The organism is Pseudomonas sp. JV414, assembly GCF_032424305.1.
Lineage (GTDB): Bacteria > Pseudomonadota > Gammaproteobacteria > Pseudomonadales > Pseudomonadaceae > Aquipseudomonas > Aquipseudomonas lini.
Genome location: NZ_VYKC01000003.1, coordinates 85,899 through 99,596 on the forward strand (window position 1 = coordinate 85,899; position 13,698 = coordinate 99,596).

The following is a 13,698-nucleotide window of genomic DNA, read 5'->3' on the forward strand; positions in this document are numbered from 1 at the left end:
GGCCCGATGAGATACAAAAACGAGGGGGCCTGCTCGGGTACTAATCGATGTCGCGGCAAGGGCCTGGATTGTTCACGGTAAGGCATACCCCCGAACGAAATATTGATCCAGGCCAGTAAAAGCTGCCGCGCTCGCACCAATCTTCAGCTGGAAAAAACGTAGTGCCCTTTGACCTTCTTCGAGCCCAGGAAGCCCAGGTCCGGGAACAACAGCGTTTTGAGGTAAGCGACGAAAAACACCATGCCCAAGGTGATTGCGGCACCAATGAGCGTCAGCAACGGATCTTCCTCAAAACCCTGGAACATGCGCGGAAACTGGCTCAGGGACAGGATCACGTAAATGGTGTAGGCCTGCGCAACGTTCCTGTAAAAGCCCCAAACGAACAGCAGCGGCACCCCTGCGGCAAACAGGGTGAAAAATACGGCGGCACCTGGCCCGATCATCGAGCCGAGGAAGAACCCGAAGACTGCACCGAGCAACGCTTGAGCAATCGTCAGAAAAAGTAAGGTCTTGATCTTGCCGGAGTGCCGCTGACACAGCGCAGGGTCCGCATAGGCACCGATCCAGTACGCCAGCACCCGATCCTTGACCTCGCCGCCGGACAGCGTCTTGAAAATTTCGGTCTTCGAACGCCCGCTTTCGAGCATCGCCACCAGTTGCCGTTTGCTTTCCTTTTTGTCCAAGGTATTTCTCCTGTCAGGCAACACAACATTAAAAGTGGAAGCAGATGTGCTCCCGCTGGGGCGATTCTCGCTGCTTGGGCATCCGAAAAGCAAAACGCCGCTTCTACCTGAGATAGAAGCGGCGCAGGCAAGTGCCTCGAAGAGGTCACGTCAGCAAGGCAATCAGAATGATGATCGGGATCGGTACGCCGAGAAAGAACAGCAATATTGAGCGCATGATGGTTCTCCTGGGTTAGCGAACAGGTGGCAGTGTCGTGGTTGTGGTGGTGGTCACGTAGGCATCGGTTTCCAGGTACTCCACGGCATCCCGACGACGACCACCGAAGATCGCGGCGAGGCTGGCAAAAAATGCCCCAGCCAGCAGCGCGACAAACATCCACAACGCGGTCAAGGCTGCGACTTTGGCCGCGGTGTCAGCTGCTTGTTGCGCGGTCAGTTTGGCGTCGGCGACGGCTTTTTGGGTGCGGGCATAGACTTCATCGACACGACGCTCGGCATCCGCTTGAGTGAGGTTGGTCCGCTGGGCGACCAGTTGAGCCAGGTAGGTCCGATCTTCGGGCGCCAACTGACCGTCGTTACGCAAACTGCGCGCGAAGATCCGGGTGACGGTGCCATTGACGGCGTCCTCGCTGACGGCGACTGGCCGATCATCGCGAAACAGGCTGTCGATGAAGTAACCGTACGGATCACTGTCGGTATTGCCGACCGCACTGCCGGCAGCCTGGGTCATGGCGCTGGCAGCACCACCGGCGACTGTTGCCCCGGCCTGCACGCCGCCGCTGACGATGTTGCTGACCGAGCCGACCACCAGGGTCGCGGTCACCAGCGTCGCGATACACCAGGCCAGGAAGCCATGGGCCGTGTCACGGAAGTAGACCTCATCGCCGTGCATGTAGGCCCACCTCACCCGCAGGCGACCGGCGATGTAGCCGCCGAGCCCGGACGCCACGACCTGGGTAAAGGCCAGCCAGACAATCGTCGAGATACCCAGGCTTTTGGCGCTGACGCCTTCATGGGCCCACGGCGAAACCGCCGAAAACCCCAAACCAAACCCAAGCAGCACGAGGATCAGCGACAACGCCGCAGCCGCCGCGGCCCCGGCGAAGATAGCGGCCCAGGACACGCCCGAGAGCGTGCTGAACTCATCTGCGACAGGATAAAAACCATCAGAGGATCTGTTCATTGTTGTAGTGCTCCAGGCAGGTGTTACAACTCGTCAAACGAGCAATTGCAGTCAACGTGCCAGTCGCGCCACTTGGATAAATCGTTCTATTTCAATGCGTTGAAAACAATGAACTTCTCAGGGTCATGCAGTTTGCAAGGAGTCAGTAATATCGGCGGGTTTTATGCATTGATCAAAACGATGCCTGCATGAAATTTTATTTAGAAAACCATCGATCATTTCTTGGCAAAATGCCGTGCAACGTCTTGAACACCTAACCAGGCAAGCCCTTATGACCCGCATCTTGACCATCGAAGACGACGCTGTGACCGCCCGGGAAATCGTCGCCGAACTGAGTAGCCACGGCCTCGACGTGGATTGGGTCGACAATGGCCGTGAAGGTCTTGCGCGCGCGGTCAGCGGCGACTACGACCTGATCACCCTCGACCGCATGCTGCCGGAGCTCGATGGTCTGGCGATTGTCACCACCCTGCGCACCATGGGCGTGGCCACGCCGATCCTGATGATCAGCGCCCTCTCCGATGTCGATGAACGGGTTCGCGGCTTGCGCGCCGGCGGCGACGATTACCTGACCAAACCGTTCGCCACCGATGAAATGGCCGCCCGGGTCGAAGTCTTGCTGCGCCGGCAAAACACCGTGACCGCCCAGGCCACCACATTGCGCGTGGCCGATCTGGAGCTGAACCTGATCAGCCACGAGGCCAGCCGCGACAGCCAGTTGCTGACGCTGTTGCCCACCGAATACAAGCTGCTGGAATTTCTGATGCGCAACACCGGGCAGATTCTGTCGCGGATGATGATTTTCGAAGAGGTCTGGGGTTATCACTTCGATCCCGGCACCAACCTGATCGACGTGCACATCGGCCGTCTGCGCAAAAAGATCGACCCGCCAGGCAAAGTCCCACTGATTCGGACGGTGCGAGGCTCGGGTTATGTCATTGCTGAACCCCTCTAAAGGCTGGCGCTCCTCCAGCAGCCGCTTGCTGGCGCTCTACAGTTCGCTGTTCGTGGCCTGGAGCGGGATTCTCATGGGGGTCATGTACTACGAGGTGTCCAGCTACCTGGACACCCTGGCCAAGCATTCATTGATGCAACGTCAGCATCTGTTTTCACGCTTTTCGGGCGAGCAACTGGAGGACGCCCTCGCCGCCAGTGTGACGTTCGACATTCGCGGCATCGATGCCTATGGCCTGTTCGATGACCAGCAGCGCTACCTCAGCGGCCCCTTGCGCCAGATCCCTCAAGGCCTGCCGCTGGACGGCAAGATTCACATCCTCAGCGACTGCGTCGACGCCGACGACCCGACCTTGCCCACCGACAGCTGCGATGCCGTAGCGACCCGGACCCTCGACGGACGCTGGCTGGTACTGGTGCGAGACAATGGTTCGTTGTTTGCGGTGACCCGGATCATCCTGCGCGCGCTGCTGTGGGGCGTGTCGCTGACCATTCTGCCTGGCATCGCCGGCTGGCACCTATTGAGACGGCGCCCGCTGCGGCGGATCCGGGCGATTCAGGCCAGCGCCGAAGCCATCGTCGCCGGTGACCTGACCCGACGCCTGCCGCTGTCCAACCGCCGTGACGAGCTGGACATGCTCGCCGCCATCGTCAACGCCATGCTCGAACGCATCGAGCGCTTGATGAACGAGGTCAAGGGCGTGTGCGACAACATCGCCCATGACCTGCGCACACCGCTGACGCGCCTGCGGGCGCAGCTGTACCGGATTCAGCAGCAGGCCGATGACGGTTCGACGCTGGCCGTGCAACTGGATTCAGTGCTCGGCGAAGCCGATACCTTGATGGCGCGTTTTCGCGGCTTGCTGCGGATTTCCGAGCTGGAGGATCGTCAGCGCCGTTCGGGTTTCGTGCAACTGGACCCGGTGCCGTTGCTGCAAGAGCTGCATGACTTTTATCTGCCGCTGGCGGAAGAAGGCGAACTGACTTTTGAACTGCAACTGCCCGAGTCCCTGCCCCAACTCAATGGCGACCGGGCGCTGCTGTTCGAAGCCGTGGCGAATTTGCTGAGCAACTCGATCAAATTCACACCGCCCGGTGGCAAGGTGATTTTGCGTGGGGTGAATGACGCTGGGCATACACGAATCGAAGTACTCGACTCCGGCCCTGGCATAGCGCTGGCCGAACGTGAGGCGGTGTTCCAGCGCTTCTATCGCGCCGAGGGCGGTAACCCGCAAAGCGGTTTCGGGCTGGGATTGTCGATCGTCGCGGCGATTGTCAGCCTGCACGGGTTTACGCTGGAAGTCGGCAGCAGCGAGCTGGGTGGTGCGCTGTTGGTGCTTGATTGTCGGCAGAGTTTGATGCCTCAGGCCTGACCCAAATCTCCTGAACTGACACATAAACTGTGGGAGCGGGCTTGCCCGCGATGGCGGCCTGACAGAGAAAATTATGTCGCCTGACACTCCGCTATCGCGGGCAAGCCCGCTCCCACAGGATTTGCTTAAGTCAGCGATGACTCAGTACCCCGGAACCTCGCGCAGAAAAACCGGCAGATCAGTTATCGGCGGCAGGGCCGGAATCTCGACGTACATCTGGACCACCCAGCCTCGGTGATAACTGGCGTGGTTGACCACATGCAACAGCATCGCGCCGGCGCTCATGACCCCGCTTTCGCCCGAGACGGAGGTGAATTCGATGGGTTGATCCAGTGAATCGTCGGTCTGCGCCGAGGTCCATCCACAGAACCATTGATCTATCTCCTGTTGCGCCATTCGCAGCTCGGGGAGTTCGGTATGAAGCAGGTCATGGGAGGTTTTGAAGTCGTGCCCTCGGCCTTCCAGGTGAGCTTGCCAGATGCAGTCCACCACGTAGATGTGGTTCAAGGTGCCGATGATGTTGCTGAACACCGACACCCGTTTGCGGTTGAGCTCTTCCGGTGGCAGCGCCATGAGGCTGTCGAAGAGTCGCTGATCGGCCCAGCGCCTGTAATCGGCGAGCATGCGGGCAGTGCGTACGTTGATCATCAGAGGTCTCCCATATCGATGGGCGCATTGGCAAGAATAGTCCCCCGTTGATCATCGGTCACGCCATACGCGACCTTGTAGCCGCTGGTGCCATGTGGGAGCGGGCTTGCTCGCGAAAGCGGTGTGTCAGGTAACATCATTGTCGACTGGCAGTCCGTATTCGCGAGCAAGCCCGCTCCCACATTGTGATCTGCGGCTACAGGATCTCGTCGAGAATTAAACCAGGATCAGACGCTGCACCACCCGCTCGGCCAGCGCCAGGCAACTGGTCAGCCCCGGAGATTCGATGCCGAACAGGTTGACAAACCCCGGCACGCCATGCACATCCGGGCCGCTGATGACAAAGTCGGCAGCCGGCTCGCTCGGTCCGCTGATCTTCGGGCGAATGCCGCTGTAGGCCGGTTGCAGGCTGTCATCAGGCAACGCAGGCCAGTAACGCCGGATCGCCTGATAGAAACCTTCGCTACGGCGCGAATCGACGCGGTAATCAACGTGCTCGACCCATTCGATATCCGGCCCGAAACGCGCCTGACCGCCCAGGTCCAGGGTCATGTGCACACCCAGCCCGGCGCTTTCCGGTGCCGGGTAAACCAGATGCCGGAACGGCGCCGGACCGCTGAAACTGAAGTAACTGCCCTTGCACAGCCAGGCCTTGGGAACGTGCTGCGCTGGCAAGCCTTCGATCCGGTTCGCCACTTCAGGCGCGGACAATCCCGCGCAGTTGATCAACTGCCGACAGCTCAACGTCATCGGCTGGGCCCCGCCCATGTGCAGCTCGAAACCGTGCCCGGTGCAACGGGCCCATTCCAATGGCGTGTGAAAGACTATCGAAGTACCGCACGCTTCAGCATCTGCCTGAAGCGCCAGCATCAGGGCATGGGAATCGACGATGCCGGTGGACGGCGACCAGAGCGCGGCAACGCAAGACAACGCAGGTTCAAGCGCCCGCGCCTGCCCGGCATCCAGCCATTGCAGGTCATCGACGCCGTTGCGCCGGCCCTGCTCCATCAATGCTTGCAAGGCATGGCGCTGACGTTCATCGGTGGCCACGATCAGCTTGCCGATACGCCGGTAATCGACGCCGCGTTCATCGCAGAAGGCGTACAACCGTTGCCTGCCCTCCACGCACAATTGCGCCTTGAGACTGCCGCTCGGGTAATAGATGCCAGCGTGGATCACTTCCGAGTTGCGCGAACTGATGCCCACGCCAATCCCCTCGCCCGCCTCGACCAGAATCACTTCTCGCCCGGCCCGAGCCAGCGCCCTGGCCACCGCCAGCCCGACCACACCAGCCCCGACCACCACGCATTCGATATCGACGCTCACCTGCCCTCCACACATTCAAGCCTGTCCTGCCACCGATAATCGACCACGCTGGAGATTATCGCCAGCATGACCACGAAGATCTCGTCACGGGTTACATACGGTCCATGTAGGAGCTGGCGAAGCCTGCGATCTTTTGATCTTCGGCGGCCGCTGAAATGCCAAAGATCAAAAGATCGCAGCCTTCGGCAGCTCCTACATACCATCCAACAGCCATCAAAACGGCAATTAACTGTCATTTAGCTGAACCACTACACACTTCAATAACCAAACCCCGTTTAACCGGCCATTAAGTGCACTTTTACGATTGACTTCACCCCCCTCGCTCAGTAAATTGCCCGGGCCGATAACAACGGCATTTTATCAACTCACAAAAGAATTCAATGGACACAGTATCTAGTCGCTGTCGGATGACTGCAGATAGGCAGGATCTGGCACATAACCCAGACAATGACGGGACTCGACTTTTCGGTCGGGTGAGCTGCGCTAGAGCCTGAGGCTCCACCGTAACTTGCCTCACCGGAATCAGTCCGGCCCAGAGGCATGTTATGAACTTCAAAACCACTGTAATGCCAGGCGTACGCGCCTTTGCATCGACCATGCGGGTCAAGCTTTGCCGTGAGCGTCTGTTGACGACTCGGCCCAGCGCCCCGTTTTCCGCCCCTTCTGCCCACGCCAAGGCACAACCTCGTGCCAACTGGCGCGTCTGCCCGACGACGGGCCGGCTTCAGCAACGCTGGAGCTTCGACGAAAGCCAGGACCCACCGAGTCGGCGCATCGCGCGCCTCTTCCAGCAGGCGAGCCTGATGCTCGGCCTGTACGTCGGGGCACGCACTCCCAATTGATTTGAAGGTACTTTTGATTTTAAGAACTTTCAAAGTCCTTCCTGAACGGTTTTCTTAAAACGAGATCCGAAAACTTCCTATTGCCTGTTAAAAACAAACTTTATTGGAATTAGTTATGGACGAAGCCAGTAGTCGGTTCGCTGCCTATCACTTATTAGTTGATGGACAGCGAACGTTAAAACATCAAAACACAATCATCCGACTCGATCGCTTATTTGCGGCTCGACATATGTGCGCTCGTCTTTGATTAGCTGAGTACCTGTGTGTCGTGCCGCAAGCCTGCGGCAGGAGCACAGCAATGACCCTTGTAAAAACCGCAAAAAAAACCACCCGGGGCGCCTCCAGCGACAACGCCAAGCTGTCGATGCGTGCCGCCCGGGAAGCGCAAAACGGCCTGGCCGTAACCCTCACCAACCTCAACGCCACCGCTGACGGCTTGACTGAACTCGAAGCCGAAGGCCGTTTGGTGCGTGGTGGCCACAACGAAGTCGCCCACGACAAGCCGCCTCACGCCCTCATCCAACTGCTCAAAGCCCTGAACAATCCCTTCATCTATGTGCTCCTGACCCTGGCCGGTATCAGCTTCTTCACCGACTACTGGCTGCCGATCAGCCAGGGTGAAGGCGACGACGCCGACCTGACCAAGGTCATCATTATCATGACCATGGTCAGCCTGAGCAGCCTGTTGCGATTCTGGCAGGAATACCGCTCGGCCAAGTCCACCGAAACCCTCAAGGCCATGGTGCGCACCACTGCCACCGTCCTGCGTCGCCCACAAAAGGGCCGCCCGCCGGTGCTGCGCGAAGTGCCGATGCGCGAACTGGTGACCGGCGATATCGTGCAGCTCAGCGCTGGCGACATGATCCCGGCGGACATCCGCCTGATCGAATCCCGCGACCTGTTCATCAGCCAGGCCGTGCTGACTGGCGAAGCCTTGCCGGTCGAGAAGTACGACACGCTGGGGGACGTGGCACAAAAATCGGCCACCAGCAGTGCAGCCGATCAGTCCAACCTGCTCGACCTACAGAACATCTGCTTCATGGGCACCAACGTGGTCAGCGGCACCGCCAAAGCGGTGGTGGTCGCTACCGGTTCGCGCACCTACTTCGGCTCACTGGCCAAAGCCATTGTCGGCTCACGGGTGCAAACCGCGTTCGACCGTGGGGTGAACAGCGTCAGCTGGTTGCTGATCCGCTTCATGCTGGTCATGGTGCCGATTGTGTTCCTGCTCAACGGCTTCTCCAAAGGTGACTGGAGCGATGCGTTCCTGTTTGCGCTGGCAGTGGCGGTCGGCCTGACTCCGGAAATGCTGCCGATGATCGTCAGCGCCAACCTGGCCAAAGGCGCCATGGCCATGGCCAAGCGCAAAGTGGTGGTCAAGCGCCTCGACGCGATCCAGAACTTCGGTTCGATGGACGTGCTGTGCACCGACAAGACCGGCACCCTGACGCAGGACAAGATCATTCTTGAGCACCACGTCGACATCAATGGCCAACGCGACGATTCGCTGCTGGAGCTGGCCTGGCTCAACAGCCATCACCAGAGCGGACTGAAAAATTTGATGGATCAGGCCGTGGTGCAGTTCGCCAATCGCAATCCAACATTCCGCGTGCCGTTCGCCTACAGCAAGGTCGATGAACTGCCGTTCGACTTCGTGCGTCGGCGCCTGTCGATCATCGTCAAGGACAGCCGCGACGATCACCTGATGGTGTGCAAAGGCGCGGTCGAGGAAATGCTGACCATCGCCAGCCACCTCCATGAAAACGGCACTGTCGTGGCGTTGAATGATCAACGTCGCCAGGCGCTGCTGGCCCTGGCCAACGAGTACAACCAGGACGGCTTCCGAGTGCTGTTGGTCGCTACCCGCGAGATCCCGAAGGCACAGACGAAAAACCAGTACGCAACCACTGACGAACGCGAACTGGTGATTCGCGGTTTCCTGACCTTCCTCGATCCACCGAAGGAAACCGCCGGCCCGGCGATTGCCGCGCTGCGCGACATGGGCGTGACCGTCAAGGTGCTGACCGGTGACAACGCCGTGGTGACCTGCAAGATCTGCCGCGAAGTCGGCCTGGAACCCGGCATGCCGCTGCTCGGGCAAGACATCGAGAAGATGGACGAAGCCACCCTCAAGGCACGGGTCGAGGAACGCACGGTGTTCGCCAAGCTGACGCCGTTGCAGAAATCCCGGGTGCTCAAGGCGTTGCAGGCCAACGGTCACACCGTGGGTTTCCTCGGTGACGGCATCAACGACGCCCCTGCTCTGCGCGATGCCGACGTAGGTATTTCGGTGGACAGCGGCACCGACATCGCCAAGGAATCGGCCGACATCATCCTCCTGGAAAAGAGCCTGATGGTGCTCGAAGAAGGTGTGCTCAAGGGCCGCGAAACTTTCGGCAATATCATGAAGTACCTGAACATGACCGCCAGCTCCAACTTCGGCAACGTGTTCTCGGTGCTGGTGGCCAGTGCGTTCATTCCGTTCCTGCCGATGCTGTCGATCCACCTGCTGCTGCAAAACCTCATGTACGACATCTCTCAGCTGGCGCTGCCCTGGGACAAGATGGACAAGGAATTCCTGCGCAAGCCGCGCAAGTGGGATGCGAAGAATATCGGCCGTTTCATGCTGTGGATCGGGCCGACCTCGTCGGTCTTCGATATCACTACCTTCGCCCTGATGTGGTACGTGTTCGCCGCCAACAGCGTGGAAATGCAGGGCCTGTTCCAGTCCGGCTGGTTCATTGAAGGGCTGCTGTCCCAGACCCTCGTGGTGCATATGTTGCGCACGCAGAAAATCCCGTTTTTCCAGAGTACTGCGGCGTTGCCGGTGATCCTGATGACCGGGCTGGTGATGGTGCTGGGCATCTACATTCCGTTCTCGCCACTGGGCACGCTGGTCGGTCTGCAACCGCTGCCGTGGGCGTACTTTCCATGGCTGGTCGGCACGTTGCTCAGCTACTGCGTGTTCGCGCAGGTCATGAAGACCCTCTACATCCGTCGCTTCAAGCAATGGTTCTGATGGCCTGAACTCCCTGTGGTGTGTGTATGTGTGGGCAAACCCTAATGGATTGAACACCGCAATCCCTGTGGGAGCGGGCTTGCCCGCGATAGCTGGCTGACATTCAAAAGAGATGTCGACTGATACACCGCCATCGCGGGCAAGCCCGCTCCCACAGTTTTTTGTGTTCGGGCCATAAATTAATGCAACACGCAAAAAGGGAGAGTCCTCATGTCGGGAACTACTCTACTGATCAACCTCGCTGGCTCCATCGCCCTGTTGCTATGGGGCACTCATATGATTTCTTCGGCGCTGTTGCGCGGCTTCGGTACGCCATTGCGTCAATGGCTGGGCCACAACCTGAATAACCGCTGGATGGCTTTGCTGTCCGGCATCGGCATCACTGGCGTCCTGCAAAGCAGCACCGCCGTCAGCCTGATGGCGACTTCGTTCACCGCCGCCGGGACACTGGGACTGGCGCCAGCACTGGCGGTGATGCTCGGCGCCAACATCGGTTCGACCCTGGTGGTGCAACTGCTCAGCGCCGATGTGTCGATGCTCACACCCATTGTTTTGCTGGTGGGTCTGATCATCTTTCGGCTGCGTGATGACTCGCGCTACGAAAGCGTCGGTTGCGCGTTGATCGGCCTGGGGCTGATGCTGCTGGCCCTGCACATGCTCGGTTCGACGCTGGCGGAAGTCGAAGGCACGCCAATCTTCCAGCTCATCATGCAAAGCCTTGATGGCGACCTGCTGATTGCGTTGCTGGTGGCGCTGATCCTCACCTGGCTCTGCCACTCCAGCGTGGCCGTGGTGCTGCTGATCGTCTCGTTGGCCGCGACCGGCATGCTCTCGGCCAGCACGATTGTCGCGCTGGTATTGGGGGTGAACATTGGCGGTGCGCTGCCTTCGGTCATCAATGCCGGTTCAAGTGTCGGCCGACGCCTGCCGCTGGGCAATCTGCTGGTGCGGGCGGTCGGTGCCGTGGTGGTCTTGCCGTTTGCCGGGCTGCTCGCTCAGACACCGCTCGCGCCTTCGACGCTGGTGGTGTGCCTGCACACCGGTTTCAATCTGCTGCTGGGGTTGGTGTTCATCGGCCTGACCGACGTGCTCGCCAATGCCCTCACCCGATGGCTGCCGGCGCCTGAGCGGGATGTCGACCCTGGCATGCCGCACTACCTGGATGAGGCCGGTCTGGAAGTGGCCAACATCGGCTTGTCGAATGCCGCCCGCGAAGCGTTGCGCATGGCCGACATGCTCTCGGCCATGCTCGGCCGGATGTTGCATCTGCTCCACACATCGCTACCGGCCTGCGCCGATGAAGTGCGGCGCATCGATCAATCCCTGGACCTGCTCAGCGCGGCGATTCGGGCTTATCTGGCCGACATCGGCAAGGAAGGCATCAGTGACAGCGATGCCGATCGCTCCCAGGAAATCCTCACGTTCGTGATCAACCTCGAACATGCCGCGGACATTCTTTCCAGCAGCCTCGCACAGCTGGCCATGCGCCGTTTGCGCCGGGGTGAACAGTTCTCGGCCTTCGAACTGGGCAACATCGCCCCGCTGCACGACGCATTGCTGGAAAGTTTGAGCCTGGCGATCACCGTGTTCCTGCGCGAAGACATCGCCACCGCGCACCAATTGATCCAACGCAAAGAGACTGTCAGAAGGCTCGAAGCAGAAGCCAGCCGCGAGCATTTTCGCCAGTTGCAGGAAGACAAAAGTACCTGGGCTGAATCCGGCGATATTTTCCAACGGGTGCTGCGTGATTACCGGCGTATGCATCACCACATCGCCGCGCTGGCGTATCCGCTGCTCGAACGTGCCGGTGAGCGCTCGGTCGAGAACATCGATCTGGTGAAGGAGAACCCATCAAAAACAACTTCAGCCGCGACGCATTCCTTATAGCAGCTGCCGAACGCAGCCTCGCGAGCTCGGCAGCTGCTCCGGATCGCATTACGGATTAAACGGCTGACCTGCTGCCTATGACGACGGCGAGCAAAACCATCGCTGGACCTGGGGCACCGGCGTCGAGTATGACCTCGCCAGGTCCTTGACCCTGGTCGCCGAACGCTATGGCCAGCAAGGGGGCGAACAGGCCTGGCAGGCCGGGCCGCGTTTGCACATCGGCGAGCGGGTCGATGTCGATCTGGTGATGGGTCACGACCTCACGGGCCAGCGTGATCAGTGGCTGACCACTGGGGCTACCGTACGGTTCTGAGCGGTCGCCTGTGCATATATCGAATCGGCAGGGAACTCCTGAGCGCTGCCAGGCATCCTAAATTATGTGTTACTTCCTTTACGCTTTTGGAGGACGCCGTCATGCGCCGTCTGTTGCTCATATCTTCACTAGTGCTTTGTTTGCCCGTTGGTTCGGCCATGGCCGATGTGGATGCAAAAGATGTCGCCACCTCGGCCGGTGTCTCCGCATCGCTGTACTCGACGTTCAAGGATGACAAAATCGTGATTCCCGCACGGGATGACGCTTCTAGCTTCGTGGCGAGTGGCGGTACGATTCGCGGCGTTTACCTGGAGTCGGTGTTGAAGGAGATTCGACAAAATCATCCCGACCTCAAGGCTAGCGACGAGGAGCTGGCCAGAGCGATCCTCGCTCAGTAAGGTCCAGTCGGTCGCTGAAACCTGAAAAAGTCAGCCGTGGGGCTCGCAACACCGGATAGTGTTCGGGCCCTAGGTTGCTTGCGTCCCAGCGGACAGGCGCGCCCAGCCGGCGACCAATTGCGCGTTGATGCTGACACCGCCGCACACCACAATCACCACATCATGGGCCTCGGCAATCGCCGGATGGTCCAGGTATGCCACCGCCAATGAAACGCCGCACGCCGGCTCGACCAACTGGCGCAGGTCGTTGGCGTAACGAACCACGCCCATGATCGCCTCATCATCGCTGAGCACCACGCATTCGTGGGCAAAGTCGAGGATGTGCTGCACCGGCCAAGCCGCCACCTGCGCCGCGCCAAGTGACGTGGCGACGGTATCGATGCGCGGCAATCTGACCGGGTGGCCGGCACTGATGGCGGCCGCGAAAGACGCCGCGCCCTGGGTTTCACAAGCAACGATCCGACAATCCATGCGCTGATGACGGATCAATCCAGTGAGCAGGCCCGCCAGCAACCCTCCGCCACCCACCGACGTCACCAACACATCGACCTGAGGACAGTCCTCGAGAATTTCATCGACCATCGTGCTGTGCCCTTCCCACAACACCGGATGATCGAAGGCTGGCACATATTCGGTGTTCGCACCCTTTGCGAGCTCTTTCGCCCGTTGATTGGCTTCGTCCCAGACCTTGCCGTGGACGATCACCTCGGCACCGGTTTTCCTGATCCTGGCGCGAGTGGTTTCCGGGGTGGTGTTCGGCACCACGATGCAGGCTTTCAGCCCAAGGCTGGCCGCGGCCACGGCGGTGGCCAACCCGGCGTTACCACCGGAAGGACAAACCACTTTGCGCTTGCCCTGCTCCGCTGCCTGACTGCACAGCAGGCCCATGCCGCGCAGTTTGAACGAGCCGCTGGGTTGCAGGTTTTCCAGTTTGAGCCAGATCCGCCGGGCCGGGGTGGACAGGCCCGGGTGCAGAATCAGGGGCGTTCTGATGTGAAGCATCGTGTGCTCCTTGTGACGCCCTCGGCTCATCGAGATGTTCAACGAGTCGGGAGTGAATAGATCGAATTAG

The 13,698-nt window shown here is 59.9% G+C and carries 11 protein-coding genes and 1 pseudogene; 7 read left to right on the forward strand and 5 right to left on the reverse strand.

Annotated features, from left to right (window positions below; translation table 11 throughout):
* Positions 1-143: 143 nt before the first annotated feature.
* A complete protein-coding gene (locus F6R97_RS05090) occupies positions 144-683 on the reverse strand; it encodes a hypothetical protein (RefSeq protein ID WP_038982622.1) in 540 nt (179 codons plus the stop codon).
* Between the two features lie 232 nt (positions 684-915).
* On the reverse strand, positions 916-1,866 hold the full coding sequence (locus F6R97_RS05095) for a hypothetical protein (protein ID WP_315866166.1): 951 nt from the start codon (positions 1,864-1,866) through the stop codon (positions 916-918).
* A gap of 271 nt (positions 1,867-2,137) precedes the next feature.
* On the opposite strand from F6R97_RS05095, the gene F6R97_RS05100 reads away from it, so the two are divergent.
* Together F6R97_RS05100 and F6R97_RS05105 are read left to right on the forward strand one after the other, a co-directional pair.
* Positions 2,138-2,821 (forward strand): response regulator transcription factor, encoded by a 684-nt coding sequence (locus F6R97_RS05100; RefSeq protein WP_048397077.1) that lies wholly within the window; start codon positions 2,138-2,140, stop codon positions 2,819-2,821.
* Positions 2,799-4,193, forward strand: coding sequence for a sensor histidine kinase (locus tag F6R97_RS05105; RefSeq protein WP_038982625.1), 1,395 nt, complete (start codon positions 2,799-2,801; stop codon positions 4,191-4,193). Before F6R97_RS05100 ends, F6R97_RS05105 begins: the two co-directional genes overlap by 23 nt.
* A 141-nt stretch (positions 4,194-4,334) precedes the next feature.
* On the opposite strand, the gene F6R97_RS05110 is transcribed toward F6R97_RS05105, so the two are convergent.
* A complete protein-coding gene (locus F6R97_RS05110) occupies positions 4,335-4,841 on the reverse strand; it encodes a DinB family protein (protein WP_038982626.1) in 507 nt (168 codons plus the stop codon).
* 216 nt (positions 4,842-5,057) lie between these two features.
* Positions 5,058-6,167, reverse strand: a complete 1,110-nt coding sequence (locus tag F6R97_RS05115) for an NAD(P)/FAD-dependent oxidoreductase (RefSeq protein WP_315866167.1) — start codon at positions 6,165-6,167, stop codon at positions 5,058-5,060.
* Between the two features lie 545 nt (positions 6,168-6,712).
* Here F6R97_RS05115 and F6R97_RS05120 point away from each other — a divergent pair.
* The 5 genes and pseudogenes from F6R97_RS05120 (at position 6,713) to F6R97_RS05140 (ending at position 12,626) form a co-directional block, all read left to right on the forward strand.
* Positions 6,713-7,009 carry a hypothetical protein gene (locus F6R97_RS05120; protein WP_315866168.1) on the forward strand — a complete coding sequence of 99 codons (297 nt, stop codon included), beginning with the start codon at positions 6,713-6,715 and terminating at the stop codon, positions 7,007-7,009.
* A gap of 298 nt (positions 7,010-7,307) precedes the next feature.
* Positions 7,308-10,028, forward strand: a complete 2,721-nt coding sequence (gene mgtA, locus F6R97_RS05125; protein ID WP_315866169.1) for a magnesium-translocating P-type ATPase — start codon at positions 7,308-7,310, stop codon at positions 10,026-10,028.
* 210 nt (positions 10,029-10,238) lie between these two features.
* Entirely contained in the window at positions 10,239-11,915 is a 1,677-nt protein-coding gene (locus F6R97_RS05130; RefSeq protein ID WP_315866170.1) for a Na/Pi cotransporter family protein, read from the forward strand.
* A 73-nt stretch (positions 11,916-11,988) separates the two neighbouring features.
* Positions 11,989-12,228, forward strand: a pseudogene (locus F6R97_RS05135) (hypothetical protein); the annotation flags it as partial.
* 101 nt (positions 12,229-12,329) lie between these two features.
* A complete protein-coding gene (locus tag F6R97_RS05140) occupies positions 12,330-12,626 on the forward strand; it encodes a DUF2388 domain-containing protein (RefSeq protein WP_038982630.1) in 297 nt (98 codons plus the stop codon).
* A 69-nt stretch (positions 12,627-12,695) separates the two neighbouring features.
* Here the strand turns inward: F6R97_RS05140 and F6R97_RS05145 are convergent, their stop codons facing one another.
* Positions 12,696-13,628 (reverse strand): pyridoxal-phosphate dependent enzyme, encoded by a 933-nt coding sequence (locus F6R97_RS05145; protein ID WP_038982631.1) that lies wholly within the window; start codon positions 13,626-13,628, stop codon positions 12,696-12,698.
* Between the last annotated feature and the right edge of the window lie 70 nt (positions 13,629-13,698).